Genomic DNA, 24,821 nt, shown 5'->3' with positions numbered 1-24,821 from the left:
AAAGGCCGAGGCCGCGTTCGACCCCGGCCTTGCGCATGTGCCGCCATGCTCAGTCGTGGCCGTAGAACTGGCGATTGCAGTAGCGGCGGCCCTGCTCGTGGCGCGCGGCGCGCTCGGCCGGCGATGCATTCGCCGGCATCAGGAAGTTGCCGGTGTAGAACAGCTGCAGGCAGTTGATGTAGTTCTTGTTGCCCAGCCATTCCCAGCCGGCAGACGCCGGCGATGTCGATGCGGATGCGAGCAGGCCCGCGCCCGCGACGATGGCGGCGGCGGCGAAAAGACGAATGCTGGAAGTCATGACCTTGTCCCTCGTTGCTTGCGGCTGCCCCTGCAGCCCATGCGAGGATCATGACGGTCAGGGCGCGCTGCTTCCGTGATGGTCCGCACAGAGAGGGGTGATGCCGCATGAACGGCGCCGCGGCGCTCGGCCGCGGAACAAGCATCACGCCCGCGACGTTGTCCGGCACAGCGACAGGAGAGTTTCATGGCCGACAACGTCAATCCCGAGCAGAAGCAGCCGGGCGAGCATCACGAAGGCAAGTTCCACTACAATCCAGGCAACCAGGCCGGCAAGACGGTCGAGGTCGGCAAGCCGGAGAACGAGCAGGTCAACAACAAGGACCGCATCGAGAACCGCGAGAAACCGCAGTCGCGGTGAGGCGGACACCATTTTAGTTTTTCGTCATGCCCGGGCTTGACCCGGCCATCCATCTTCTGAAGCACCGAGGAGATGGATGGCCGGGTCAAGCCCGGCCATGACGGCGGAGAGAGGGCGGACCGCCCTACTCCTACAGCAGAAACGCCAGCGCCTCGTCGCACGGCGCTTCCACCTTCAGCGACAAGAGGTCATCCGCGCGGGTGCGGCCGAGATTGACGGCGGCGATGGGGATGTTGCGGTCCGCGGCGGCGCGGACGAAGCGGAAGCCGGAATAGACCATCAGCGAGGTGCCGACGACGAGCATGGCGTCGGCCTGCTCGACATGCTCGCGCGCGGTGGCGACGACCTCGCGCGGGACGGTTTCGCCGAAGAACACGACGTCGGGCTTGAGGATGCCGCCGCAGGCGCGACAGGCCGGCACATTGAAGTCCGCGAAATCGACGCCGTCGAGATCTGCATCGCCATCGGGCGCGGCGGCCGCATCATGCGCCAGCCAGCGCGGATTGGCGCCGGCCAGTTCGTCCTGAAAGTCGGCCCGCGACAGCACGGCGCCGCATCCCAGGCAGCGGACGCGATCGAGCCGGCCGTGCAGATCGATGACGTTGTTGGTCCCGGCGGCCTGGTGCAGCCGGTCGACATTCTGCGTCACCAGCAGCGAGCTCTTGCCCTGCGCCTCCAGCCGCGCCAGCGCATGATGCGCGCCGTTCGGCTGGGCGCGGCCGAACCGCCGCCAGCCGACCATGCTGCGCGCCCAATAGCGGCGGCGCGTATCGTCGCTGCCGACGAAGGCCTGATAGGTCACCGGCGGCGTGCGCTTCCACTGCCCGTCGGTGTCGCGATAGTCGGGAATGCCGGAGTTGGTGCTGCAGCCGGCGCCGGTGAGCACGACGATGCGGTGGTGATTATCGAGAAAGGATTTCAGCGCGGTGGGATCGGCCATGGCCCAGATGTAGTCGCCGGAACCGGCCTGCGCCAGTCCGCCACACCCCGGCCGGATCGCATGAACCATTGCGCGCGCCCGGTCTTATCCCGGCGGGAGGACCTGCCATGATACCACGCAACGGGCATGATCGCCGATTGTGGCCGCTCGACGCGGACGAACGGGATGGCGCGCCGATCGACGACGAGCGCGACCTCGCGACCGGCGAGGGCGGCACCATCGAGGTGCCGCTGACCGACGAGGACATCGCCGACGAGGACATCGCCAACGACGATTGACCGCGCTCAGGATTCCGGCGGCACCGTCGCCAGCCAGTGCCGGGCGATGTCGGCGCGCGGCGCGATCCACGCCGCACCGTTGCCTGTGATGTGATTGAGGATGCGGTCGAGCGCGCCGATCCGGCCGGGGCGGCCGATCATGCGCAGATGCAGCCCGATCGACAGCATCTTCGGCGCCGTCGCGCCCTCGCGGGCCAGCCAGTCGAAGGCGTCGATGACGTAGTCGGCGAAGTCCGCGCCGCGGAAGCGCGAGCCGTTGAAGAACTGCATGTCGTTGCTGTCGAAGGCGTAAGGCAGCACCAGATGCGGGCGGCCGGCGACGGCGACATAATACGGCAGGTCGTCATTGTAGGCGTCGCTGTCGTAGAGGAAGCCGCCCTGCTCGACCAGCAGCCGCCGCGTGTTGGGCGAGCTCGCCGATCGCGTGTGCCATCCCAGCGGCGGCCTGCCGGTGACGCGCTGGATCGTCTCCACCGTCCGCGCGATCACGCGGCGCTCCTCGGTCTCGCCCATACCGGCGTGGCTCTGCCAGCGCCAGCCATGCGCAGAGACCTCATGGTCGCGCGCCACGGCATTGCGGGCGAGCTCCGGCGAGCGCTCCACCGCGCGGCCGCAGGCGCTGACGGTGACCTTGACGTTGTGGGCGTCGAACAGGTCCATGATGCGCCACCACGCCGCCCGCGTGCCGTATTCGAAATGGCTGTCGATGCAGGGGTCGGGGCCGTCGAGCCGGTGCACGACCTCGTAGATCGCCTCGTTGCTCGTATCGCCGTCGCACATCGAGAATTCAGAGCCCTCCTCGAAATTCACCACCAGCGACACCGCGACGCGTGCGTCGTGGGGCCAACGCGGATGCGGCGGCCTGCCGGCATAGCCCGTGAGATCGCGGCGGAAGGCAGGCTGTGAGGTCATCGTGTCAATCCGCGGTTCCGGCCATGCGGTGCAGGCCGACCAGGCGATCGCTGATCAGCAGCAGCACCAGGGTGCCGGCAAGAATGAGGGTGGAGAGCGCAGCGAGCGTCGGATCGGGCGCCTCCTCGATATATTGCAGCATGCGGATCGGCAGCGTCTTGGAACGCACATCCGTCAGGAAGATCGAGACCGGATAGTTGTCGAACGAGGCCAGCAGGCTGAACAGCCCTGCGATCAGGAACGACGGCGCCAAAGCCGGCACCATCACCCTGAGCACGCTGCCGGCATAGGTGCAGCCGAGCGTGCGCGCCGCCTCGATCAAGGTGAAGTCGAAGCGGGAGAGCCCGGCGATCATGGTGCGCGCGACGTAAGGAAGCGTCACCACGAGATGCGCCACCAGCAGCGCGCTCCAGGTCGCGGTGAAGCCGACCATGCGGAAATATTGCAGCAGCGCGATGCCGAGCACGAGGCCCGGCATCATCAAGGGCGAGACCAGCAGCGTGCCCAGCGCGGGGGCGCCGGGCAGCCTGCCGCGCGCGATGGCGATCGCGGCGAGCGTGCCGGCGACCAGCGACAGCCCGGTCGACAGCACGGCGATCTGCAGCGACAGCGACAGCGACGGCCAGAAACCGTCGAGCCGGCCGATGCGGCCATACCAGCGCAGCGATGCGCCCGACAGCGGCAGGTCGAACACCGGCGTCGGCGAGAAGCTGGCCGCGGCGATCACGACCAGCGGCAGCAGCAGGAACAATGCGAGCCCGATCGCGAGCGCCCAGCAGATGATGATGGCAAGGCGCGACATCATTTCGGCTCCCGCGACAGCATCGCGCTGAGCGCGACGACGATGACGGCGATCGCCAGCAGCACCACGCCGGCGGCGGCGCCGAAGCCGGGCTGGCGCGCCAGGAGATAGGCCTTGGCGATGGTGGTGGCGAGCGTCGGATATTTCTCGCCGATCAGCAGGGTCGGCACCACATAGGCCGACACCGACAGCGAGAACACCAGCGCCACGCCGGCGATGATGCCCGGCAGGGTCAGCGGCAGGATGACGCGGAAGAACACGACCAGCGGCGAGGCGCCGAGCGTCGCCGCGGCTTCCGCATAGCGGCCGTCGAGCTGTGCCACGACCGCGTAGATCGGCAGCACCATGAACGGCAGGAAGATGTTCACGGCGCCGACGATCAGCGCGGTCTGGGTGAAGATCATGCGAATCGGATCCTCGATGATCCCCAGCGCGATCAGCACCGTGTTGATGAGGCCGTCGCTGCGCAGCAGGATGGTCCAGGCGAAGGCCTTGACGATGACGGAGGCGGCGAGCGGCAGGAACAAGGTCGCCAGCAGGATCGAGCGCAGCGGCCCGCGCGCGCGCGCCAGCGCGAACGCCGCGGGATAGGAGACGAGGAAGGCGATCAGGGTCGTCAGCAGGCCGAGCCGCAGCGAGTTCCAGATCACGCCGAGGTAATAGGGCGTGCCGAGCAGCCGGACGTAATGCGCCGAGGTGACGCCGCCCTTGGCATCGAGCACGCTGACGCCGAGCAGCAGCGCCAGCGGCAGCACGAACACCAGCGCGATGATCAGCAGCGATGGCGCGACGAAGCCGAACGCCGCGAGCCGCTCGCGATCCGGCGCGGGCTTGACGATCGGCGCTGATAGCACGGCGTCGGTCATGGTCAGGCCTCGGCGGCGAAGGCGAAGGTCTCGGCGACGGGCCAGGCGAAGCGGACCTCGTCATGCACGCGCGGCAGCTCGGCCTCGCGGCCCGAGAGCTCGGCGAGCAGGCTCGCGCCAGCGCCGGCATCGACGTCCACCAGGGTCCGCGAGCCCTGGAACACGACCGACCGAACTCGGCCGGCCGCGGAGTTGGCACCGTCACCAGCGCCCAGCCGCAACTGCTCCGGCCGCGTCGCCACGATCACCGAGGCGCCCGGCTGGAACGCGCCGCGCGCCGACAGGCGGCCGACCGGCGTCACCACCTCCACAGTGCCGTCCTGCGCGCCGACCACCTGGCCGGCGATGCGCGTCGACAGCCCGACGAAGTTGAGCGCGAACAGGCTGGCCGGCCGGGCATACAGCTCGCGCGGCTCGGCGAGCTGCTCGATGCGGCCCTTGTTCATGACCGCAACCCGGTCCGACATCGTCAGCGCCTCGTCCTGGTCATGAGTGACGAAGATCGCGGTCGCCTTGACCTCCTGCAGCAGGCGGCGCAGCTCGACCTGCATCTCCTCGCGCAGCTTGCGATCGAGCGCCGACAGCGCCTCGTCGAACAGCAGCACGTCCGGCTCGACCGCGATCGCCCGCGCCAGCGCGACGCGCTGCTGCTGGCCGCCCGACAGCGCCGAGATGCGGCGGCCGCCGAGATGGCTGAGCTTGACCAGCGCGAGCGCGCGCTCGACCGCGCGGTCGGTCTCGGCCTTGGGCGTGCCGCGCACCTTCAGTCCGAAGGCGACGTTGCCGGCGACGGTGAGATGCGGAAACAGCGCATAGCTCTGGAACACGACGCCGACATTGCGCCGGTGCGGCGGCACATGGGTGACGTCGCGCCCGGCGAGCGCGATCGTCCCGGTGTCGGGCGGCGCGAGGCCGGCGATCGCACGCAGCAAGGTGGTCTTGCCGCAGCCGGATGGGCCGAGCAGGGTCACCAGCTCGCCGCGGCGGATCGTGAGATCGACGCGATCGAGCACGGTCGCCGCGCCAAACCGCTTCGAGACCCCGCTGATGACGAGATGCGGAGCGGCGCTCATGTCATCTCCTTGCTCCAGCGATCGACCCAGCCGGCGCGGTTCTTCGCGATGAAGGCCCAGTCGGGCGCGAACAATGTCGCGGGATCGGGATAACCGGCCGGCAGCGGCGTGGCCTGATTGGTCGGCGCGATGAACGCCGTCTTGGCGAGGATGCTCTGCGCCTCCGGGCTGAGATAGAAGTCGATCGCGGCGTCGGCGAGGTCGCCGGCCGGCGCGCCGCTCACCTTGGCGATGCCCGACGGCATCGAGAAGCCGCCATCCCTCGGGATTGCGAGATCGACCGGCGAGCCGTCCGCTTTCCGGATCAGCGTGTAGGCCGAGAACTGGCCGCCGATCATCCAGGCCTCGCCCTGCTCCAGCAGATTGATGGCCTGCGGTGCGTTGGTATAGACGTTCAGCAGATTGGCCTTCAGGCTCTTGATCTTCTTGAAGCCGGCGTCGATTTCGTACTGCGCCTCCTTGTAGGGCTTGCCGGTCTCGAGATGCGCGGCGGCGAGCAGCGTCCAGAACCCTTCGGTGTTGGACAGCGACGGCACGACGATCTTGGAGTCGTATTTCGCGTCCCACAGCTCGGCCCAACTGACGGGCGGCGTCTTCATGCGCCTGGTGGAATAGGCGATGCCCACCCACGGCTTCTGGTAATTGGCCCACATGCCGTCCTGGTGCACGGCGTCGTCGACCAGCTTGCCGAGATTGGGAATCGCCGACGCCGACATCTTGGTGATCAGCCCTTCGGCCGCGGCCGGCAGCATCACCGGGTCGTCCATGATCACCACCGAGATCTTCGGGCTCGCCTTGTCGGCCTGCATCTTCTGCAGATTGGTCAGCGAGTTGGTGCCCTCATAGAGCACCTTGCAGTCGAGCTTCTTCTCCAGCACCGGAAACAGGTCGGAGTTGAAATATTTGGCGGCGCCGGCCGGGCCGCCGATCACGATCTCTTTCGGGGCGGCGCGCACCAGGGCTGGCGCGGCGAGCGTGGCGGCGAAGGCCGCACTGGTCTTCAGAAGGCTGCGGCGGGAGAGGGCATGCATGTGAGGGTCCCGTGTGAGCTGCCGGAATGGCGGGATCAACTCAGCAAGCGCCGTGCCAAATGTGCACATTTTTACATTTCTGCGTCCAGTCAGAACGTTAGCGCAAAGCGCGCGCCAGCGCCGATCCGCTTACGGGCAGAATGTGCACATTTTTTGGAGGTGACCTGCCGCGGCTTTGGGCCTAGCTACGGAGCATGGCGATGCGAGCGCAGCGAATCGGGAAGGCCAATCCCGCCGAGGACGAGGCGGTGTATCGGGCCATCCTGCGCGCGCTGCTGGAGGGCAAGCTCAAGGCCGGCACCAAGCTCGCCGAGACGCCGCTCGCCGCGCTCTTCGGTGTCTCGCGCGAGCGCATCCGAAAAGTTCTTCACCGGCTCGGCGCCGAGCGGCGGCTGGAGATGATCCCGAACCGTGGCGCGCGGGTGCCGCGGCCGACGCTCGATGATATCAGACGGGTTTATGAGGCACATCGCGTACTCGAGGCCGGCGTGCTCAGCCAGCTGGTGCTGCGGGTCGATGATCTCCTGCTCGCACGGCTCGATGCGCATCTGGCCGAGGAGCGCGCCGCCGCGCAGCGCGGCGATCGCGCGACGTCGGTGCGGCTGTCTGGCGCCTTCCACGTCCATCTCGTCGACTCCATCGGCAATCCCGAGCTGTCGCGCATGCTCGCCGATCTGCTCAGCCGCTCCTCGGTGATGGTGTCGGTATACGAGCCGGCGGCGCAGTCGATCTGCGCGGTCGACGAGCACGGCGCGATCGTCGACGCGCTGCGCGACCGCGACCTGCTGCGCGCGATCGCGGTGTCGCGAGAGCACTTCCTGCATGTCGAGGGCCGGCTGCGGCTCGACGACGATGCGGCGACGCCGTCTCAGGATCTCGCCGCCGTGTTCGCCGGACGGCGGCCGCTGCGCGGCAAGCTGCGGTCGGCTTAGTCGGACCGGCCACGTTACTTCGTCGTCAGCGCCGTCACCGGATGCCAATGATGATCCGCCCGCGTGCCTGCCAGGGGCCTGCAGCGCGTGATCATGACCTCGGCGGCGCGATCGCCGGGCTTGAGCGCGAGGACTGCTTCAAACGCCGCGATGGCTGCCTCGAAGTGCTGCGCGCGATAGTCCTGAAGTCCGCACGCGTAGTGTGCGATCCAGCGCACGTCCTGCGCGGCGACATTCTCCGCAAGCCCGACCAGCTCGTGGACGCGCAGGCCCTCTTCGCGGCCATAGACGGCGATGCGGTCGATCTCGCGGGTGAGAAACGCATCGCCCGCCAGCCGCGCGGTGCCCTCGCCGATCAGGATATCGGTGCCGTAGCTCTTGTTGGCGCCCTCCAGCCGGCTCGCGACGTTCACGGCATCGCCGATCACCGTATAGTTGAGACGCAGCTCGGAGCCGATGTTGCCGACCAGCATGGGGCCGGAGTTGATGCCGATGCGGATGGCGAGCGGCCGGCCGTCATCGTCGCACAGGCCGCTGGCCTCCACCGCGTCTCGGCACGCCAGCGCGGCGCGGCAGCACAGAACCGCATGATCCGGCTGCGCGGCCGGCGCGCCCCAGAACGCCATCACCGCATCGCCGATGAACTTGTCGATGGTGCCGCCGTGGTCGACGATGACGGTCGAGATCAGGTCGAGATAGCGCGACAGCAGCGGCACGACACGGTCGCCCATGCGCTCCGACAACCCGGTGAAGCCGGCGATGTCGATGAACATCACGCTGAGCTCCTGGACATGGCCGCCCGGCCTGGCATCGACGCCCTGCCGCAGCAATTGGCGGACGAGATCGGCGGGAATGAATTTTCCGAATGACGACAGGCCGCCGGCCATCTCGGCGATGGCGCCGGACAGGCTCGCGATCTCGCGCAGCCGCGAGGGATGACGTCGCACCTGCTCGAGCGCGAAGGCCTCGACGTGACGCAGTTCGGCCACCACACGCCCGAGCGGGGCTGCGATGACGGCACGCGCCAGCGCGGCGGAGACCAGCGCCGCGAGCACGGCGCCGATGCCGAGACCGATGATCACGCGCCGCAGCGCCGCGTCGACCGGACCGAGAAACTCCGCTTCCGGAATCACCGTGACCAGCGACCAGCCGGGAAACGGCAGCGCCGTGCGCGCGACCTCGAAGGCGCCGTCGCCCGATAGCACGCGCCCGCGCCAGGCCTCGTCGCCTTCGCGCGAGGACCGCATCGCCTGCTGCGCGATCGGCAGCAGCGGCTGGCGGCCCTGCCCGGCATTGACCTCGTCGGCGGTCTCGTCGGGCGCCGCGACCACGCCGCCATCAAGCGCCAGGATGAAGGCGCTGCCGGTGCGGCCGACCTGAAGCTGGGCGAGAAAGCGCGAGATGCGCGCGTGCTCGATGATGATGGCGAGCACGCCCTGCCGCTCCTGATAGACATCGATCGGGCCCGCCAGCGCGATCGCCGGGCGGTCTCCGCTCGGATGATGATCGACGCTGAACCAGCGCGGTTCGTCCGCAGCGAGGCTCTCCTTGAACCAGGGCTGGTCGGCGACCTTGAAACGGGTCGGCTCGAAGCGGCGTGTCGCGAACTCGATGTCGCCGGGCACGACGTCGTATTCATCGACGCGGCGCTGGCCGGGATGATCGGTCAGCGAGATCTCCATCATCTCCAGGCGCCGGTCGCCGAGCTTGTGGGCGGCGAAGAACGAGCCGTCCGGCCAGCCGAACGCCGCCGATGAGATCGTCGCCTGCGACTGCAGCTGCGACAGGAACACGAATTCGCGCTTGTCCGCCTCGCGGGTGTCGAGCACGTTCTGCAGGAACAGCGTGCGGATGGCGGTGTGCGCGGCGCGCGCCTCGCTGACGATCGCGCTCACCTCCTTGCGCACGGCGCCCGCGATCTGCGCGTTGATGGTGCTCGCGAGCTGACGGCTGATCGCCTCCGAGGTGCGCCACCACAACAGACTCGAGGCAAGGGCCGTCAGCAGGATCGCGGTCAGCACCAGGGCCGACACGGCGAAGCGGATGCTGACGGTCAGCCGCTCGTCGGCGGCGCCTCGGCGCGGCACTCGGCTCTTTGCGCTCGCCATCATCGCAGGTGGATCTCCGATCGGACCGATCGGCGCGCGGGGCGGCACGCGAGCGGGAGCCGCCAGACTGCGCTCCGATGGCGTGAACCGCCAATGCCGGCCGGCTAAGTCGATGATGCCTGCAAAGCATTGGCACTTCGAGTCGGCTTGCGCTCGACTAGGGCAGCTCCCAAGCACGCAATACCGCTCACAGGGTCGTGAGCGGAGTCGCCACGTAACATTGTCGTGGCTGCGGGCGAAGGAGAGATGCGCGTCGCCAAGCGAGCGACGCAGAACACGAGAGGAATTGTCATGTCCGCCAAGAGAACCGTCACCACGCTGGCGCTCGCCGGCGCCGTCAGCACCGCGCTCGCAAGCCTCGCAATGGCCGGGCCACTGACCAAGGCCGAAGCGGAAGCCGCAATGGCCGCCAAGAAGGAGAAATGCTTCGGCGTTGCCCTGAAGGGCCAGAACGATTGCGCCGCCGGTCCCGGCACGACCTGCCAGGGCACCTCCACGATCGACTTCCAGGGCAACGCGTGGAAATTCGTCCAGGGCGGCACCTGCACCAGCATCGACGTCCCCGGCGGCCGCAAGGGCTCGCTCAAGCCGATCTGATCGCTCTCGTTCACCCCAAGCGGAAAGCGGAGACGCAGCATGCGCACCGATGCCCCCCCTGCACCGGGCCCCACCATGCCGCTTCGCTTTCCGCCACCTCTCGGCGGCGTGGCCGGGACCAGCTTCAAGCCGTCGCACCTGGCCGCCATCCTGGCGGAAGCGCCGCAGTGCGGTTTCTTCGAGGTGCACGCCGAGAACTACATGGGCGCCGGCGGGCCGCCGCATCATCAGCTCGAGGCGATCCGCAGGGATCATCCGCTGTCGATCCACGGCGTCTGCATGTCGATCGGCGGCCCGCAGCCGCTCGATCGCGACCACCTCGCGCGCTTCCGCAAGCTCGTCGCCCGCTATCAGCCAAGCCTCGTCTCCGAGCATCTGGCATGGTCGACGCACGATGCGACGTTCTTCAACGACCTGCTGCCGTTGCCCTACACGACGGCCACGCTGGCACGGGTCTGCGACCATATCGATGAGGTGCAGAGCGCGATCCGCCGGCCGATCCTGCTGGAAAATCCGTCGACCTACGTCGCCTTTCACGACTCGACGATGAGCGAGACCGACTTCATCCGCGCCATCGTCCGCCGCACCGGCTGCGGGCTCCTGCTCGACCTCAACAACGTGTTCGTCTCCGCGATCAATCATGGCTTCTCGCCACAGGACTATCTGGCCGACGTTCCGCTCGCCGCTGTCGGCGAGATCCATCTCGCCGGTCACGCCGTGCAGGCCGACGATGAAGGCGAGCCGCTGCTGATCGACAGCCATGACGGCCCCGTCGCCTATGATGTGTGGGCCCTGTTCGCCAGCGTGGTCGCGCGCAACGGTCCGATGCCGACGCTGATCGAATGGGACAGCAACATTCCGGATTGGCCGGTGCTGAAGGCAGAGGCCGCGGCCGCGCAGGCGATTCTCGATGACCACGCACCCGACTGCTCGCAAGAGGTGCGCGATGCCGCAGCCTGAGCATATGTCCGACTATGCCGCTCAGTTCGCCGCGGCGCTGCTGACGCCGGATCGCGCGACGCCTGTCGCCGTCAGGGGTCCGCTGGCCAAGGCGGCCGGGCGCCGGTTCAACGTCTACCGCAACAACGTCACGGTCAGCCTGATCGAGTCGCTCGTCGCGATCTATCCGGCGGTGCAGCGCATCACCGGGCCCGACTTCTTCCGCGCGATGGCGCGGGCGCATGTACGCGAAACGCCGCCGACGTCGCCGCTGCTCGTCGACTATGGACGCGACTTCCCCGCTTTCATCGCAGCTTACGAGCACGCTCGGACGATGCCGTTCCTGACGGACGTCGCACAGATCGAGCGGGCCTGGCTCGACGCCTATCACGCGGCAGACGCCGCCCCGCTCGACGGTGCCACGCTGGCGACGGTGCCGCCCGAGCGGCTGCCCGAGCTGCGCTTCGCCGCTCATCCCGCCACCCGCATCGTGCGCTCGGATTTCGCGGCGGTGACGATCTTCTCGGCCAATCGCGGCGATGCCCCGGTGCCGCGCATCGACGGCTCGGTCCCGGAGGACGCGCTGATCACGCGGCCCGCGTTCGACGTCGCCGTGCGCCACCTGCCGCGGGGCGGCGCGATCTTCGCGAGCCTGCTGATCACGCGGCAGCCGCTCGGCGTGGCCGCGGAAGCCGCGTTCGAGGCAGCGCCGGAGTTCAATCTCGCCACCAACATTGCCGGCCTGATCGAGGCCGGCGCCTTCACGGACATCGGTTTCGAGGACGCATGATGACGACGGACCACTCCATGGCGCCGACCGCGACACTGTCGCTGCCTTCCCTCGTCGGCCAGACCGTGCGGCTGCTGCAGAGCGCGACCCCGCTCACCCTAGTCCAGCTCGTCACTCGCATTGCGCTGGCGGTGCCGTTCTGGCGCTCGGGCATTCTCAAATGGGACGGCTTTCTCAGGCTGAGCGACACCGCCGTGACGCTGTTCAGCGACGAGTTCATGCTGCATCTGCCTGGCGGGCCATACCACTTTCCCATGCCGACGGTGATGGCGTTCCTGTCGGGCTGCGGCGAGGTCACCTTCCCCGTCCTGCTCATTCTCGGCCTCGGTACCCGCTTCGCGGCACTCGGCCTGCTGTTCATGACATGCATCGTCGAGCTCACGGTGCCCGACGGCTGGCCGATCCATCTGACCTGGGCCGCGATGGCGCTGGGCCTCATTGCCCATGGCGGTGGAAAGATCTCGCTCGATCACATCCTCGGCGGGCTGTTCGGCGGCGCGCACCAGGGCAGCACGAGCCGTGGCATGTAGTAGCCGCGCCACTCGCAGACCTCCTCGGGCCCCTTGCGCTTGAGCGCCATCTTGACCGGCTCGGCCTGGCTGATGCCGACATGGAGCGCGAGCAGCGCCGCGCCGATCGGATAGGCGAAGCGGGAAAAGCGCAGGTCCGACAGACGATCGAGCAGGACCATGCCGGCGATGATGATCAGGGGATCGGTGAAGACGAAGTACTCGACCTTCAGCCCGCGGCGGACGCCGAGCGTGTCGATGCCGATGGCCGCCAGCATCAGGAGGACGGCTTGGATGGCCGCCTGCCGCTCACCGCGGCGCCAGGCCATGACAATGCCGGGGATGATCAGCCAGGTCAGGAACACGGCGGGGCGGGCCGACGATTGCAGCACGAAGGTGTAGCGCCGGATGACCCCGAGGACGCCGGACAGCAACAGGCCGATCGCACCGCCCAGGCTGCCGGCGGCCTCGGGCGCGTCGACATAGGTGATCATCTTCTCGAGCGGATTGAGCACGACCACGACATCGTTGATGTCGTAGCTCAGCTTCAGTGCCAGCAGGCCGAGGCTTGCGCCGGCCACCGCCGCCAGCAGCGCCGCGACGGTCTCGGCCGCGCTCACGCGCCACAACCACGCGAAGGCGGCCATGCAGACCGCGACCACGCCGAGCAGCGCGAACTGATAGAGGCCGAAGCGGCCGAGCAGCATCGGCTTGAGGCCGGCAGCCGTCGCATTGACGGGGTCGAATCCGGCGGCGACCAGCGGCCAGGCGGCGATCGCGGCGACGATCGCCGCCACGGCTGCGACCATGACGGCCGCCCACGCGCGCGAGCTTTGCCAGAACGCCACGCTTGCGCTCGTCGCCGTCCCGAACGGCAACAGCAGCACGGGAATGGCGGCGATCAGCAGGATCGCATGCACCTTGTTCTCCAGGCCGAGCATGCAGAGCAGCGCGGCGAGTCCGACGGCGAGCGGCCGCGTCAGGCTGGCGCGGCGCGCGACCGCGATCAGGATCATCAGCGCGAGGATGCAGAACGACGCCGCGATCATCTCGCTGCGCAGGATGCGAAGATGCATCTGCACGCCGCCGGAGAAGGCGAAGGCGGTGACGGCGAGCATGGCGATGCGCCAATCCGACACCAGCCGGCGCGCGGCCCAAGCAAAGGCGAGGATGATGCCGGCGGCCGTCAGCAGCGCGGCGACGCGTCCGGCATGGACGGCGCCGGTCATCGCGACATCGAAGGCGGCGCGATCGGCCGGGATCGCCGACAATGTCCAGGCCTCGAGCAGGCCGAGCCGATGCAGCAACGCGAACCAGGTCTTGACCGAGAGGATGGTGAGATAGGCCGGGTGATCGAAAAAGGCCTGTGCGCCGCCATCGTTGATGGCGAGCGCATTGTAGATCACCATGAAGTCCATGTCGGCATTGCGCCAATAGACGGTGAAATAGCCGGCGGTCAGGAACGACACGAGCGACAGCAGCAGCGCGACCGCGACCCCGCCGCGCCAGCCGAAGCGCGTCAGGCGGTCGAGGGCGTCGGGAAAGGGAGCCGATGCTTTCGGTACCGCTTTCTCCGTCATGCGCGGGCTTGTCCCACGCATCCACGTCTGCCCTCATCGACGAAAGAAGACGTCGATGGCCGGGTCAAGCCCGGCCATGACGATGTGGGAAGATGGGCAACCGATCCACGCACCGCTTGGTCAGGCTCGACGGCGTAGACAGCGGCCATCTCAGATCGCCTTGATCTTGAAGAACGCGAACACGACCATCTTCAGCAGCATCCAGCCGTGGCGGAAGCGGGAGATCTGGGTTTCGCCATAGCTGCGCGCGGCGTAGCGGATCGGCAGGTCGATCGATTTCAGGTTCAGCTTGGAGGCGCCGAAGATCAGGTCGAAATCGCCGAACGGATCGAAATCGCCGAAATAGGCCTTGCCGGCCTTGAGCCTGACATAGTCGCTGCGGCGGAGCACCTTAGTGCCGCAGAGCGTATCGGTGTAGCGCTGGTTCAGGAGCCACGAGAACAGATAGGAGAAGGTCTTGTTGGCGATGAGGTTGAGGAACCGCATCGCGCCCTCGTCCATCGGATAGACCAGGCGCGAGCCGTTGATGAACTCGCCCTTGCCGGAACGCAGCGCCTCGAAGAATTTCGGCAGTTGCTCCGGCGGCATGGTGAGGTCGGCATCGAGGATCATCAGCACGTCGCCGCGCGCGGCGTCGAACGCGGTGAACACCGCGTCGGCCTTGCCCTTGCCGGGCTGGCGCATCAGCTTGATGTCGTGATCGGGGAATGCCGCGCGCACCCGCTCCATCTCCTCATAGGTACCGTCCTGGCTGTGGCCCTCGACGAAGATGATCTCGACATCGTTGCAGAACGCCGCGATGCGCCGGACCGCCGGCTCGATGTTGCCGCGCTCGTTGCGCGCGGGGATGACGACGGTGGCCGAGCGGACGTCGTCGCTCACGCAGCGCAGCGAACGCGACACCAGATAGTGCCGCAGCGCCAGCGCGCGCAGGCCCGGCAGCACGCTGAGGAAGCGGTTGGCGAAACGGCCGAAGCCGTAGAGCCGCAGCGGCGAGAGCACGCGCTGCTCTGACTTGACGGGATCGAAATCGGCCAGGTGCGCCAGGCTGCGCAGGTCGGCTGGCGACAGCACGTTCTGCTCCGGCTGCGGCATCCGCAGGCCCAGTGCTTCCGCAGCCTTCAGCAGCGGATACCAGAGGTGCGAGAAGTAGCCGATGACGAGTCGCGTCTCGCGCGTGCACAGCGGATGCAGCTGTTCGATGAACTGCTGGCAGTCGTCGAGCGAGCCGATGGTGTCGAGCACCAGGATGACGTCGAACGGGCCTGACACGGCGGCGAGTGTTGCCGGGTCCTCGGCATCGCCGACGACGAAGGTCAGGTGCGGATGCCGGGTGCGGGCGATCGCGATCTGCGCGTCGCTGAAGTCGATGCCGACGCCGTAGGACGGCTCGAGCGCGGCCAGGGTGTCGCCGAGGCCGCAGCCGATCTCCAGCACCCGGCTGCCCGGCGGAATCAGGAAACGCAGATAGCACGCGTCCTCGCCATGGAAGAACGATGCCTTGTCGCGCCAGCCCGCGCGTTCGGCAGCAAAGCGATTGGCGTGCGCGAGGATGGCCGCCTTGCGCAGCGACAGCGGTCCGGGCGCAGGCGCCTCGCTTGCCGCGGCCGGTGGCCGCTCATGCTCGTCCTGCAGGACCTGACCATCCAACTCCGCCACTTGATACCATCCTCGTTTGGGGTTGCATCCTTCTAGGCCAGCCCGGTTGGGCGGAGTCAAGGCAAGTGACGAGGCGCTCGGCTCGCCACATTCGTCGCGGTGCTCACCCAGCAACCGGGCGCAGCGAAGCAGCCGACATCGTTCACGCGGCGCGTTCGCGCCCGAGTTTTGCGAGTCGTTCGCGCCCTCAAAATGCGAGGGCGCAGGGAAGGCCGGACCTCGACTGAGGCCCGTGGCCCGCCTGCGGAAAAAAATGCAGGCGGCAGGTACCACAGGTCCAGCCGGACAGATCCGGCCCTCCCTGCGCGATGGGTTGAACGTCTGCTCCGAGCTCTCCCCGGGGACCGGCTTGTTTGCCCCCGTCGCCTGCGCGACACGTCATGCCACACCGACTTAGCGCCAGCATCGGGGCGCCAGGACCACACGGCTTGAACGTCCGCGAGCTGTCCATCGTCCAGCGCATCAGCACCCGACAGACCCGCGGCCACCGCTCCCCGCCTCTACGTATCGTGACGACGCGTACGCCCCTCTGCATGAGGACGGGATGCGCGGATCAAACCATGATTTCTGAAAAATAGCAACAGAAATTTCGTTCATTCCGAATAATGGCCCACACAGCTCACCGCCCGCAGCAGAACTTGGATTTCTTGCCGCTGCCGCAGGGGCAGGGATCGTTGCGGCCGACCTTGGCCGCGCCGGCCGTCCGCTTCTGCTCTGTGACCACGGCCCGCGTGTCGCCCGAGACGAACCGCCAGGCGCCGTCGTCGTCGCGGCGGAACTGCGAGACCTCGTGGTGCTCGATGGTCCTGCCGCCCTCGCGATAGGTGGCGACGAAGCTGACCACGCCGTCAGCGTCGTCAGCCCCGCCGCGCGTCGTCGAGACGATGCGCAGGGAAAGCCAGGTCGCGCGCGTCGCCCAGTTATTTGCCGCGACGGCATCGAACGCGCGACGCTGGCCGGCCGCGAGCGTCGCTGCGATGTAGCCGATGTCGCCGCGCGTATAGGCTGTGTAGCGCGAGCGCATCAAAGCCTCGGCGGTCGGCGGCATCGCATCGCCACTGAGATAGGGACCGCAGCAGCGGTCGAAGGGAAGGCCTGAGCCGCAGGGACATGGCATGAAATTACGCTAGCACCGTTTCGGGGTTGATGAAATCTGACGGCGACGGCTGGCCTGCGGCCTTGGCCAGGAATAACGGTGGTTGTAACGAAACGAAGCCCATTCAGCTTGGAGGCTCGGAGCGTGAGGATAATGGTCGTGCGGCTCGTCTCGATCGTTGTCGCGCTGGTCGCCATGAACGCCGGTTACGGCGTCGCCGTCGAGCAGCCGGGACCCGATCGGATTTCGTCCATTCAGCGCGCCGTGTTTGCGGAGGGGCGGCTCTGGCTGCTCGATACCGGCGGCCGGCTGTCGAGCATGGCGGAGGGCGGTGAACGAAGCGACGTTGCTACGCCGGAGCCGGTGATCGAGTTATTCGTCCAGGATGGACGAGTGGCAATCGTGACTTGCCCGCAGGAGTTCTGCGTGCCGTGGACCTCCGTCGAGCGATGGACTGTGCGCCGACGGGATGGCGACGGTTGGGGAACGGTGGCCAATATCGCAACGAAGGGCGAGAAGTTCGTGGCCGCGACGTCCACCCTCTTGCTGACGGACAGCAGGATGATCGACCTGACCGGCGGTGAATTAGCGGAGACGGCACTTACATCGTCGTCCACGTCGTCGCGCGCCGCCCCAAGGCCGCTGAACGAGGGCAAGGATTTCAGGTTCGGCGGAGCCATCATGCTGCTGGAAGACGGCAGGACCATTGATCTCACCGAAGGCATGCCATGGGAGGCGGCTCCCCTCATGCCTTCCTCCAACCAAACGCTGGCACGCAAAAAGCCGTTGCGGAGATCGCCGGCCGCCAGCGTCCTCCTCACGGCGAAGCATGTCTTCGTCGGCTACAACGCCGGAGAATGGGGCGGCGGGCTGCAGCGGATCGATCGGATCACCGGGATCGTCTCCGATATCGACGATGTCGAGGGCGACCTGTGCGGCGGCAAGCTGAACCCCGAGTGCGATCCGGTCAACGGCATCGCAATCATTCCGTGGAAGCCGCATTGCATCGCCGTCGCGGTCGGGCTGATCCATATGGCCGCGCATGGGCGCATCGTGGAAGTGTGCGACGCCTCGATGCGGCAGCTCTATCAGCATGTCATCCAGGCACCGACGGATCAGACACCTGACGGGCGGACGCGGATCTCTTGGTTCGCCCAGACGACCGCATTCTTCGGGCTGCAGCGCCAGGGCGAGGATCTGCTCGCAATGGGACATGACGGCCTGTACCGGATCGGCCAGGGCGATGTGGTGCGACAGATTCCATTCCCAAACTTCAAGCCAATTGATGGCGTCGCGGTGAGTTTCGACATTCCTGGACTTGTGTTGCTGCTGACCACCGCCAACCGGCGCTTCTCGGTGAGCGGCAGCACGCCCATGCTGGTGCCGCGCTGAGTGTCACTCGCTCCGGCGAGGGATGACGCGCTCATGTTGAGGCTGGCCGCATAGACCATGTTCGACTATCGCACATCATCCGAACGGCTTGCGCGCCGGCCCACGCGTCGCGCCTCCGCTCACGCGCGAGTTGTGACTCCAAAGCCGCAGCTCGCGACTCTTCAGCTCGCACCGTCCCGCTACACGCGCCGCGCGGTTTCGAAACCGGCGAATCCGTGTTAACCATTGGTTAAGAACAAGGGTGTTGGGCAGATTGCTGACCGGCCCGGCCCCGCGCGGACCAGAACCTTCCGGGCGCCGCCTCATTACGCGGCGTCCGTGACCGCAGCCCACCGCATCATCGGCGGTTCAGGGCGCGTGAGATGCGAACGATTTCTTCGCGCGACGCCAGCCAGGCCGCAAGACACCTCAAGCCCGCCCTCGATGCGGGCCGCTGCTCACCTCCCGATCAGACGTGCACCCCGATGCCGGCGCGATCGGCGCTGCGTGCAAACGCAGCGTCGCGCCCATCACCACCGATTGGAGCAGCCCCGATGGCTGATGAGTCCGTAGTCGCATCCATCATTCCCTGGCAGCAGCCGAAGACGGCCAAGCCGCGTCCGAAGCGGGCCAAGGTCGTCAAGCCACGCCCGCGGCCCCGAGCCGACAAGGCCGAGAAGGCCAAGATGGCGGCGCTCGACGACGAGATGCTCGCGTCCGAGACGCTGATCATGCCGGATTTCCTGGAGCTCGTGAACGAGCCGGCGAAAGCTCCGGCCGTTGCCGAGGCGTCCCGCACGGGGGCGGCTGCCAGCGCGGCGGCCGCGGCGATCCCGGCCGCAGCGCCGCCGGCCACGATACCGCCGCGCGAAGCGTCGGCCGCGACCGAAGGCGAGGTCGTGCCGGCCGCCGCGCCGATCACGCCGGCAAAGCCCGCGCGCGCTGGCATCACCGCCTCGTCGGTCCTGCTGCAGCTGGCCGCACTGGCGCTGGCCGCGGTCGGCATGGCCATGAACGGCTGGTTCGCACACTCGCTCGGCTCGAACAGCACCGCGGGCTACATGTTTCTGGCGGTCGGCGTCACCGCCGACCTCGTCGCGCTGGTGATGCCGACCTGCGCCGCACGGCTGTGGCAGGCGCGCCACCGCGCCTCGGCACTGACCGGCTGGACGGTGTGGCTGATGACCTTCGTGTTCGCGGTCACCGCCGGCATCGGCTTCGCCTCCACCAACATCAGCGACGTCACCTTGGCGCGCGCCTCGCGCGTGACGCCCGCGGTGCAGGCCGCGCAGACGGCGCTCGCGGATGCAATGACCGCGCGCGACCGCGAGTGCAAGGGCGGCGTCGGCAAGTTCTGTCGGGAGCGCGAGGCTGCGGTCGCCGAGCGTCGCCTGGCGCTGGACGCGGCGATGTCCACGGTCAGCCAGACCGCCGATCCGCAGACCGAGGCCGCGATCAAGCTGGTGGCGTGGGTGTCGCGCGGCGTGGTGAAGCCCTCCGCCGACGACTTCGTCATGCTCCGCCTGATCCTGCTGGCGCTCCTGCCGCAGATCGGCGGCGTTCTGCTGATGGTCGGGCGGAGGGTATGAGAGTTCTTGTCGCCGCCGGCGATTGTTTCGCCGGGGTCGGCTCAGCGCCTGCTGCGGCCGCGTGAACGCTGCGGACGATGCGCGGCGCGCCACGCGCTCTCGAGCACGCCGCGCAGGCGAGCGGCGTCGACATCGGCGAGCGACACGGTGGTCCAGCCCTGATCACCCCATTTGTTCGGGACCCGGCGAAACACGCCGGGCTGCAGGCCGGCATGGTGCTCCTGCTCGTCGGGCGTGAGCAGGACGTTGGCGGATGCGCCATCGGCGGCGAGGGTCGCGAAGGTCCGGTGCAGCTTGAACGCGGTGCGATCGAAGTGAGGCGCCGCGGTCGTTCCGGCGAACGACAGGGCGAGAGCACGAAATTCGTCACCGGTCATCTCGACGCGCCTCGTGTGATCGTATTCGAACGATAGGACTAGCACCGGCCATGGCGGTCCGCCATACGGCGGACGTCGCGCCCTGCACGCAAACGTGAAGCCCCGGCATCCCGGGGCCTTGATGCAGGTCAAAACTATACGACCTCGTTTCTATATGGCTTGTCGCAGGATGGATCAGAGGAGAGCAGCCATGCCGGCACAGAGCACGATGCAGGTCTACCTGAACTGGGCCAGGGAGCGCCTCCACGAGATGGATGCCGCGCTGGAGTCGCTGGGGGTCAAGGCAGCCGAGGTCGAAGCAGCATCCAAGGTGAAGACCGAGGAGATCATGGCGGACTTGAAGAAGCGCCGCAGCGACCTCGAAGCCCTGCTCAAGACGCAGGCAGCGGCCGGCGAAGCCGCGATGGCCAGCGCGAAGACCGAGCTGGACGCGCACTGGGCTGGATTCGAGGCGCAGATGAAGGCCTATTTCGACGCCGCCGGCAAGCAGGCCGCCCAGCAGCAGGCGACCTTCAAGGACATCGCCGCCGCGCAGGCGACGGCATGGCGGGAGTCGGCTGACAGGTTTCGCGAGGCGGCGACCAAGGTGACGACGGTCGGCACCACCGATCTGGACGCCGTGCTGAAGCAGCTCAAATCCGACGCGGCAGAGGCCGGCGCCCATCTCGAGAAACTGAAACAGACAGGCAGCGAATCCTGGTCGGTGCTCAGCGCCGCCCTGAGCGAATCCCGCAAGGCGTTCGATCAGGCCAATCAGGCAGCTTGGAATGCGTTGAAGGGGCCGGGCGGGAAGAGCTGAGGGCGGTACGGCCAGAACGCCGCGATCCATCATGGGGCGGCGTCGCGAAACGCGACGCGCCCCGCAGTCAACGGATGGACGAAATGTGACGGGGTCGAGGGAAGCCGCAGCGCCGCCCCCAGGGCAAGCCTACCAGCGCGAGCGGACAGCGCCGCTCGGACTCACTCCCTGATCGAGTCACTGCCCTGCGCGCGGCCGAGATATTGTTTGGGAAATTGGTACTGCGCCGCCGGACTATCGTCGTAGATCGAATCAGTCCGATGCATGAAGACGCAGTAGCTCATGCAGGCAGCTTAACTGAGCGACTCGGATGGAAGCAAATGTCGCAGCCAGCCGAGATCGCCGTGTCGCTGTACTTAGGAGTACGACGCTGGACGTCGATGCACGGCGCCTGCAACCGGCTTGGGCCGTGCTTGAAGGGCCCATAGCCGACGTCGAACCAGGCGTCCGTCAGCCTCGCTTCGAACTACCTGGCGGTGGCGCGCCGCTCACGCCCGGACTGATCGCGAGCGTGGTGCCGGCGGCACCTCCCGCTTCATAGGCCGCCGTCGACACCATCCGGCTCGTGCTGCGCGCCGACCGCAGCTTCAGATCGAGCTTGTCGAACTCGGCATCGACCACCGAGGTCTTGAGCACGACCAGGCCGCGGCCGCTGCTCTGGTTGACCTGATCCCGGGCTGCCTTCATCGCCACCAGGCGGTCGGCGATCGACACCACCATGCCGAGGGCGAAGGAGGCATTGGCGAGATGCCGGTCCTGGTGCCGGAACCGGCGGTACTCGGCCGAGGTCTTGTAGCGGCCGAGTTCGGCGCGCACGGCGTTGTCGATCAGTTCCGCCAGGTAGTGCGCAACCTCGACATCCGCGGGGAGACCGAAGAACACATAGCTCGCTTCGCCGGCCGGATTCTTCTCGCGCCAGACCCGGCAATCGCAGAAATGCGCGATCGCGCCGATGCAGTCATCGAGCGGAATGCGCTTCTTGCGATGGGTCTCATAGACCTTGCGCTCGCACGCCGACGCGCGCAGCTCGAGGTCGGACAGCGACAGGTCGTGGCGATCGAGCAGTTCGGCGACCTTGGCGGCCGCGGACAGCGCCTCGTCCTCGGTGCAGCCATTGGCGATGGTCTTGGCGCGCAGCGCCTGAATGCGGGATTTCAGCTTGTCGAGCGCAACAGGATCAGAAGCGGCAGGATCGAACGTCTGGCTCACCGCTCAAGGCCCATGACAAGCCCCGCCGGGAGGTGGCCGAGGGAGGAACTGGCGGAGAGGGAGGGATTCGAACCCCCGATAGGCTTGCACCTATGCCGCATTTCGAGTGCGGTGCATTCAACCACTCTGCCACCTCTCCAGGCGCAAATCAGGGGCGAGCCCCCGGGTCGGGCGTCGTTCTAGGGCACGACGCGGGGGGTGACAAGGCAGCCGGTCGAAATTTTCCCGGGGCTCGCGCATGCGCGCGCCATTGCGGTCCGCTCGGGGAAGCGGATCGCACGCGGCGGCTGAACGGCTACACCGCTCGGCCCCGCGCTCCGAAGGCCCAGACTGACGCGGGCCTTCGAACCCGTTGGTCTGCGCCGCGCTCGTCAGCGGAACAGGTCGAAATGGTAGTTCAAGCCGACCCGCACGGAGTGAATCTTGGCCGCTCGCCAGTCCGGCAGGTCGTCGTGCTTGAGGTCGGTGTAGAGGTATTCGAGCTTGGCCGACCATTTCGGCAGGAACGCCCATTCGGCGCCGCCGCCCGCGGTCCAGCCCATCTTCATCTTGTGGGTCGGCCCGTCCTTCAACTCGCCCGCCGCAAGACCCGCCGTACCATACAGCCACAGGCGCTGGTCGAGCACCGCGACGCCGGCGCGCGCGCGGCCGGAGGTGAGCCAGGGCATGCTGACGGCCGGATTGACGAGGTCGGCCTTGCGCGAGAGGCCGGTGAATTCGAGATCGTTCTCGATGCCGACCACGAACATGGGCGAGATCTGGTAGTTGTAGCCGGCCTGCAGGCCGCCGATCACGCCGGACAGCTTACCGCCATTGGCGCCGGCGGCGTTCTTGAAGGAGTCGTTTCCGGTGAAGGCGCCGCCGACATTGGCGCCGGCATAGAAGCCGGTCCAGGAAAACGGTGCCGGTGCGGCGGCAAAGGCCGGCGCCTTGTAGGTGGTCGCCGCCAGGTCGGCTCCCTCTGCCCCGCCGAGGCCCAGCGCCGCCACCGCCACCGCAGCCATCCAGCCTCTCGCCCGTCTGATCATCATGTCCTCACACTCCATCCGGCGCGAGATTGCGCCGTCAAATCCCACCCCATTTGGGATGTCCATTTATAAACCGACTAGACGGTTTGTAAATGGACCTGATTGATACCGACGACGATTTCTCCTGTCGTTGCGGACGCGGCGGCTGGCGACGGAGGCCAGGAGACAAAGGTGGGACCGCCGTACGCTGACACATACCGGCGGTCCCGTGTCGCTACATCTTGGGGAAACCGACGGAAGAGACGGGGGTCAATCCGGCCGGCCTGAGCGACGCCGGCGACCCTGGGCCATCTGCGCGTGCATCGCAATGCGAACCGTTCCTTAACCTAACCAGTCAAGGTTACCGGGTTCCAGGCCATCCGACTGGTTGTACGGCGGTTTTCCGCACGTCTGGGAGCGCGGAGGCGTCCTGTTGCAGTGCGGCATGTCCTCCCCTCCGGACCACCGAGAGACATGGCGCGGCCGCGCCAATGCTCAATCCTTCTTCTTCTTGGCCGCCTTCTTGTCGTCGGCCTTGTCCTCCTTGGCCTTGTCGTCCTTGTCCCTGCGGCCGTTCTCCTTGCGGCGGTTGGTAAAGCGGGCATTGCCCAGGCCGGTGCCGATGGTCAGCACGCCCCAGCGCTCGAACTCCTGCATGAACGGCACCTCGGAGAGGCCTTGCACGACGCCGTCATTGTGCATCAGCACCGCGGTGTCGTGATCGCCGATCATCGGGATCGCCTCGACCAGGCTGGCCGGCAGGTTGAACTTGCTGCTCTCCCAATTGCCCGGCAGGTTCTGCGCGCCCTTCTCGATCGAGCCGTCCTCGTTGATGACGCCGGGACAGGCGATGCCGATGAAGGGCGCCAGCCGCAGGTCCTCGGCGTTCGCCTCCTCGATCAGCTCCTTCAGCATCTTGGCGAGCCGCTTGACCGCACCTTCCCGCGTGGGTTCGTCATCGGCATGACGCCAGAGATCGGACTTCCACACCGACGCTTTCGACAGGTCCGGGGCCTTCTTGCGCGCGGTCTCGACCACGCCGCAGCGGATGTTGGTGCCGCCGATATCGACCGCCAGGATGCTGTCATGGGCCTCGAAGATCCAGGACGGCGCCAGATGCAGCGCGCCGATCAGGCCGGCATCGTCGGGATGATAGCGGATCGGCTCCAGCTCGACGCCAAAACCCTCGTCCTTGAGGATGATCTCGGTGCGCGCGATCGCGAGCTCGCCGAGGCGAGAGTCACGAAGACCGCCGCCGACCACGATGCATTCGGTCTTGGCCCAGGCCTTGGTGCGCAGGAAGCGCCGGGTGACATGGGCGAGCTCCTGGGCGAATTCCTCGATCGCGGAGTGCACCACGGCCGAGGCCTCGGTGTCGTCGCCGACCAGGATCTCATCCAGCGCCTTCTTGCTGATGGTCTCGCTGTCCTCGTCGCCGAACGGATCCTTGCCGGATTTGCGCAACGGCTTGCGCCAGCGCTCCAGGATCTTGCGAAAGGCGCCCTTGGAGGCGCGGTCGCCGAGGAAGCCGTCCTCGTCCTTGAGCTCGATGTTGAAGCTGTCGATCTCGACCGTCGGCAGCCGCGCGGCGCCGTGGCGGGCGATGCCCGTGGTGGTCATGACGTCGTCGGCCATGCGATCCTGCCCTGTTGTGCGTTGGGCTCGGACAACGGCGGAGGGAACAGTTGGTTGCGGGTCC

The 24,821-nt window shown here is 67.4% G+C and carries 25 protein-coding genes, 1 tRNA gene and 1 pseudogene; 10 read left to right on the top strand and 17 right to left on the bottom strand.

Annotated features, from left to right (window positions below; translation table 11 throughout):
* Window positions 1-49 precede the first annotated feature (49 nt).
* Window positions 50-298, bottom strand: coding sequence for a hypothetical protein (locus QW863_RS11040; protein WP_315715976.1), 249 nt, complete (start codon window positions 296-298; stop codon window positions 50-52).
* A 186-nt stretch (window positions 299-484) separates the two neighbouring features.
* Between QW863_RS11040 and QW863_RS11035 the strand changes: the two genes are divergently transcribed.
* On the top strand, window positions 485-658 hold the full coding sequence (locus tag QW863_RS11035) for a hypothetical protein (RefSeq protein WP_315715975.1): 174 nt from the start codon (window positions 485-487) through the stop codon (window positions 656-658).
* Window positions 659-788: 130 nt separating this feature from the next.
* Here QW863_RS11035 and QW863_RS11030 read toward each other — a convergent pair whose 3' ends face one another.
* Window positions 789-1,667, bottom strand: coding sequence for an NAD-dependent protein deacetylase (locus QW863_RS11030; protein WP_315767707.1), 879 nt, complete (start codon window positions 1,665-1,667; stop codon window positions 789-791).
* A 38-nt stretch (window positions 1,668-1,705) separates the two neighbouring features.
* On the opposite strand from QW863_RS11030, the gene QW863_RS11025 reads away from it, so the two are divergent.
* Window positions 1,706-1,876 (top strand): hypothetical protein, encoded by a 171-nt coding sequence (locus tag QW863_RS11025; RefSeq protein ID WP_315767705.1) that lies wholly within the window; start codon window positions 1,706-1,708, stop codon window positions 1,874-1,876.
* Window positions 1,877-1,882: 6 nt separating this feature from the next.
* Here QW863_RS11025 and QW863_RS11020 read toward each other — a convergent pair whose 3' ends face one another.
* The 5 genes from QW863_RS11020 to QW863_RS11000 are packed head-to-tail and all read right to left on the bottom strand — an operon-like array spanning window position 1,883 to window position 6,560.
* Window positions 1,883-2,788, bottom strand: coding sequence for a polysaccharide deacetylase family protein (locus tag QW863_RS11020; RefSeq protein WP_315767704.1), 906 nt, complete (start codon window positions 2,786-2,788; stop codon window positions 1,883-1,885).
* Window positions 2,789-2,792: 4 nt separating this feature from the next.
* On the bottom strand, window positions 2,793-3,590 hold the full coding sequence (locus QW863_RS11015) for an ABC transporter permease (protein WP_315767702.1): 798 nt from the start codon (window positions 3,588-3,590) through the stop codon (window positions 2,793-2,795).
* Complete coding sequence (locus QW863_RS11010) at window positions 3,590-4,456, bottom strand: ABC transporter permease (protein ID WP_315767700.1); 867 nt, start codon at window positions 4,454-4,456, stop codon at window positions 3,590-3,592. The genes QW863_RS11015 and QW863_RS11010 overlap by 1 nt, the downstream gene beginning before the upstream one ends.
* Window positions 4,457-4,458: 2 nt before the next feature.
* The gene (locus QW863_RS11005; RefSeq protein ID WP_315767698.1) at window positions 4,459-5,529 is read right to left on the bottom strand and encodes an ABC transporter ATP-binding protein; all 1,071 of its coding nucleotides are present in this window, start codon (window positions 5,527-5,529) and stop codon (window positions 4,459-4,461) included.
* A complete protein-coding gene (locus QW863_RS11000) occupies window positions 5,526-6,560 on the bottom strand; it encodes an extracellular solute-binding protein (RefSeq protein WP_315767696.1) in 1,035 nt (344 codons plus the stop codon). Before QW863_RS11000 ends, QW863_RS11005 begins: the two co-directional genes overlap by 4 nt.
* Before the next feature lie 194 nt (window positions 6,561-6,754).
* On the opposite strand from QW863_RS11000, the gene QW863_RS10995 reads away from it, so the two are divergent.
* Complete coding sequence (locus tag QW863_RS10995; protein ID WP_315767694.1) at window positions 6,755-7,492, top strand: GntR family transcriptional regulator; 738 nt, start codon at window positions 6,755-6,757, stop codon at window positions 7,490-7,492.
* A 14-nt stretch (window positions 7,493-7,506) separates the two neighbouring features.
* Here QW863_RS10995 and QW863_RS10990 read toward each other — a convergent pair whose 3' ends face one another.
* A complete protein-coding gene (locus QW863_RS10990; protein ID WP_315715967.1) occupies window positions 7,507-9,603 on the bottom strand; it encodes an adenylate/guanylate cyclase domain-containing protein in 2,097 nt (698 codons plus the stop codon).
* A gap of 288 nt (window positions 9,604-9,891) precedes the next feature.
* Here QW863_RS10990 and QW863_RS10985 point away from each other — a divergent pair, with 288 nt between their 5' ends.
* The 4 genes from QW863_RS10985 to QW863_RS10970 are packed head-to-tail and all read left to right on the top strand — an operon-like array spanning window position 9,892 to window position 12,456.
* The gene (locus QW863_RS10985) at window positions 9,892-10,197 is read left to right on the top strand and encodes a DUF2282 domain-containing protein (protein ID WP_315715966.1); all 306 of its coding nucleotides are present in this window, start codon (window positions 9,892-9,894) and stop codon (window positions 10,195-10,197) included.
* A 39-nt stretch (window positions 10,198-10,236) separates the two neighbouring features.
* Window positions 10,237-11,157: a DUF692 domain-containing protein gene (locus tag QW863_RS10980; protein ID WP_315715965.1), complete on the top strand. Its 921-nt coding sequence runs from the start codon at window positions 10,237-10,239 to the stop codon at window positions 11,155-11,157.
* Window positions 11,144-11,926 carry a DNA-binding domain-containing protein gene (locus QW863_RS10975; protein ID WP_315715964.1) on the top strand — a complete coding sequence of 261 codons (783 nt, stop codon included), beginning with the start codon at window positions 11,144-11,146 and terminating at the stop codon, window positions 11,924-11,926. Before QW863_RS10980 ends, QW863_RS10975 begins: the two co-directional genes overlap by 14 nt.
* A complete protein-coding gene (locus tag QW863_RS10970) occupies window positions 11,926-12,456 on the top strand; it encodes a DoxX family protein (protein ID WP_409977912.1) in 531 nt (176 codons plus the stop codon). The genes QW863_RS10975 and QW863_RS10970 overlap by 1 nt, the downstream gene beginning before the upstream one ends.
* Here the strand turns inward: QW863_RS10970 and QW863_RS10965 are convergent.
* From QW863_RS10965 to QW863_RS10955, 3 genes are all read right to left on the bottom strand, one after another.
* Window positions 12,396-14,015: a hypothetical protein gene (locus tag QW863_RS10965; RefSeq protein ID WP_315715962.1), complete on the bottom strand. Its 1,620-nt coding sequence runs from the start codon at window positions 14,013-14,015 to the stop codon at window positions 12,396-12,398. The two genes, QW863_RS10970 and QW863_RS10965, sit on opposite strands and share 61 nt — an antisense overlap.
* Window positions 14,016-14,165: 150 nt before the next feature.
* Window positions 14,166-15,674, bottom strand: coding sequence for a bifunctional class I SAM-dependent methyltransferase/glycosyltransferase family 2 protein (locus QW863_RS10960; protein WP_315715961.1), 1,509 nt, complete (start codon window positions 15,672-15,674; stop codon window positions 14,166-14,168).
* 619 nt (window positions 15,675-16,293) lie between these two features.
* Window positions 16,294-16,791 (bottom strand): YchJ family protein, encoded by a 498-nt coding sequence (locus QW863_RS10955; protein ID WP_315715960.1) that lies wholly within the window; start codon window positions 16,789-16,791, stop codon window positions 16,294-16,296.
* 132 nt (window positions 16,792-16,923) lie between these two features.
* Between QW863_RS10955 and QW863_RS10950 the strand changes: the two genes are divergently transcribed.
* Together QW863_RS10950 and QW863_RS10945 are read left to right on the top strand one after the other, a co-directional pair.
* Complete coding sequence (locus QW863_RS10950) at window positions 16,924-18,162, top strand: hypothetical protein (protein WP_315715959.1); 1,239 nt, start codon at window positions 16,924-16,926, stop codon at window positions 18,160-18,162.
* A 533-nt stretch (window positions 18,163-18,695) separates the two neighbouring features.
* Entirely contained in the window at window positions 18,696-19,730 is a 1,035-nt protein-coding gene (locus QW863_RS10945) for a hypothetical protein (protein WP_315715958.1), read from the top strand.
* A gap of 41 nt (window positions 19,731-19,771) precedes the next feature.
* Here QW863_RS10945 and QW863_RS10940 read toward each other — a convergent pair whose 3' ends face one another.
* The gene (locus tag QW863_RS10940; RefSeq protein ID WP_315715957.1) at window positions 19,772-20,107 is read right to left on the bottom strand and encodes an MmcQ/YjbR family DNA-binding protein; all 336 of its coding nucleotides are present in this window, start codon (window positions 20,105-20,107) and stop codon (window positions 19,772-19,774) included.
* Between the two features lie 190 nt (window positions 20,108-20,297).
* Between QW863_RS10940 and QW863_RS10935 the strand changes: the two genes are divergently transcribed.
* Window positions 20,298-20,906, top strand: coding sequence for a hypothetical protein (locus QW863_RS10935; RefSeq protein ID WP_315716186.1), 609 nt, complete (start codon window positions 20,298-20,300; stop codon window positions 20,904-20,906).
* Between the two features lie 182 nt (window positions 20,907-21,088).
* Here the strand turns inward: QW863_RS10935 and QW863_RS10930 are convergent.
* The 5 genes and pseudogenes from QW863_RS10930 to QW863_RS10910 all read right to left on the bottom strand — a co-directional run.
* Window positions 21,089-21,190: pseudogene (locus tag QW863_RS10930) on the bottom strand (restriction endonuclease); the annotation flags it as partial.
* 166 nt (window positions 21,191-21,356) lie between these two features.
* The gene (locus tag QW863_RS10925; RefSeq protein WP_315715956.1) at window positions 21,357-22,115 is read right to left on the bottom strand and encodes a DUF2786 domain-containing protein; all 759 of its coding nucleotides are present in this window, start codon (window positions 22,113-22,115) and stop codon (window positions 21,357-21,359) included.
* A gap of 49 nt (window positions 22,116-22,164) precedes the next feature.
* Window positions 22,165-22,254 (bottom strand) — tRNA-Ser (locus QW863_RS10920).
* Between the two features lie 232 nt (window positions 22,255-22,486).
* A complete protein-coding gene (locus QW863_RS10915) occupies window positions 22,487-23,146 on the bottom strand; it encodes an outer membrane protein (RefSeq protein ID WP_315715955.1) in 660 nt (219 codons plus the stop codon).
* Window positions 23,147-23,617: 471 nt separating this feature from the next.
* Window positions 23,618-24,757, bottom strand: a complete 1,140-nt coding sequence (locus tag QW863_RS10910; protein WP_315715954.1) for an ROK family protein — start codon at window positions 24,755-24,757, stop codon at window positions 23,618-23,620.
* Window positions 24,758-24,821: the final 64 nt, after the last annotated feature.

The sequence above is a fragment of the Bradyrhizobium sp. SZCCHNR1017 genome (genome assembly GCF_032381375.1).
Lineage (GTDB): Bacteria > Pseudomonadota > Alphaproteobacteria > Rhizobiales > Xanthobacteraceae > Bradyrhizobium.
The sequence above is the reverse complement of the archived record's forward strand: the minus strand, read 5'-3'. Positions and strand labels throughout refer to the sequence as shown.

What these genes read in the sequence shown, in the direction of transcription:
- QW863_RS11040 (WP_315715976.1), bottom strand. Translation starts at nt 298, where the DNA reads ATGACTTCCAGCATTCGTCTTTTCGCCGCCGCCGCCATCGTCGCGGGC.
- QW863_RS11035 (WP_315715975.1), top strand. Translation starts at nt 485, where the DNA reads ATGGCCGACAACGTCAATCCCGAGCAGAAGCAGCCGGGCGAGCATCAC.
- QW863_RS11030 (WP_315767707.1), bottom strand. Translation starts at nt 1,667, where the DNA reads ATGGTTCATGCGATCCGGCCGGGGTGTGGCGGACTGGCGCAGGCCGGT.
- QW863_RS11025 (WP_315767705.1), top strand. Translation starts at nt 1,706, where the DNA reads ATGATACCACGCAACGGGCATGATCGCCGATTGTGGCCGCTCGACGCG.
- QW863_RS11020 (WP_315767704.1), bottom strand. Translation starts at nt 2,788, where the DNA reads ATGACCTCACAGCCTGCCTTCCGCCGCGATCTCACGGGCTATGCCGGC.
- QW863_RS11015 (WP_315767702.1), bottom strand. Translation starts at nt 3,590, where the DNA reads ATGTCGCGCCTTGCCATCATCATCTGCTGGGCGCTCGCGATCGGGCTC.
- QW863_RS11010 (WP_315767700.1), bottom strand. Translation starts at nt 4,456, where the DNA reads ATGACCGACGCCGTGCTATCAGCGCCGATCGTCAAGCCCGCGCCGGAT.
- QW863_RS11005 (WP_315767698.1), bottom strand. Translation starts at nt 5,529, where the DNA reads ATGAGCGCCGCTCCGCATCTCGTCATCAGCGGGGTCTCGAAGCGGTTT.
- QW863_RS11000 (WP_315767696.1), bottom strand. Translation starts at nt 6,560, where the DNA reads ATGCATGCCCTCTCCCGCCGCAGCCTTCTGAAGACCAGTGCGGCCTTC.
- QW863_RS10995 (WP_315767694.1), top strand. Translation starts at nt 6,755, where the DNA reads ATGGCGATGCGAGCGCAGCGAATCGGGAAGGCCAATCCCGCCGAGGAC.
- QW863_RS10990 (WP_315715967.1), bottom strand. Translation starts at nt 9,603, where the DNA reads ATGATGGCGAGCGCAAAGAGCCGAGTGCCGCGCCGAGGCGCCGCCGAC.
- QW863_RS10985 (WP_315715966.1), top strand. Translation starts at nt 9,892, where the DNA reads ATGTCCGCCAAGAGAACCGTCACCACGCTGGCGCTCGCCGGCGCCGTC.
- QW863_RS10980 (WP_315715965.1), top strand. Translation starts at nt 10,237, where the DNA reads ATGCGCACCGATGCCCCCCCTGCACCGGGCCCCACCATGCCGCTTCGC.
- QW863_RS10975 (WP_315715964.1), top strand. Translation starts at nt 11,144, where the DNA reads ATGCCGCAGCCTGAGCATATGTCCGACTATGCCGCTCAGTTCGCCGCG.
- QW863_RS10970 (WP_409977912.1), top strand. Translation starts at nt 11,926, where the DNA reads ATGACGACGGACCACTCCATGGCGCCGACCGCGACACTGTCGCTGCCT.
- QW863_RS10965 (WP_315715962.1), bottom strand. Translation starts at nt 14,015, where the DNA reads ATGACGGAGAAAGCGGTACCGAAAGCATCGGCTCCCTTTCCCGACGCC.
- QW863_RS10955 (WP_315715960.1), bottom strand. Translation starts at nt 16,791, where the DNA reads ATGCCATGTCCCTGCGGCTCAGGCCTTCCCTTCGACCGCTGCTGCGGT.
- QW863_RS10950 (WP_315715959.1), top strand. Translation starts at nt 16,924, where the DNA reads ATGGTCGTGCGGCTCGTCTCGATCGTTGTCGCGCTGGTCGCCATGAAC.
- QW863_RS10945 (WP_315715958.1), top strand. Translation starts at nt 18,696, where the DNA reads ATGGCTGATGAGTCCGTAGTCGCATCCATCATTCCCTGGCAGCAGCCG.
- QW863_RS10940 (WP_315715957.1), bottom strand. Translation starts at nt 20,107, where the DNA reads ATGACCGGTGACGAATTTCGTGCTCTCGCCCTGTCGTTCGCCGGAACG.
- QW863_RS10935 (WP_315716186.1), top strand. Translation starts at nt 20,298, where the DNA reads ATGCCGGCACAGAGCACGATGCAGGTCTACCTGAACTGGGCCAGGGAG.
- QW863_RS10915 (WP_315715955.1), bottom strand. Translation starts at nt 23,146, where the DNA reads ATGATGATCAGACGGGCGAGAGGCTGGATGGCTGCGGTGGCGGTGGCG.
- QW863_RS10910 (WP_315715954.1), bottom strand. Translation starts at nt 24,757, where the DNA reads ATGGCCGACGACGTCATGACCACCACGGGCATCGCCCGCCACGGCGCC.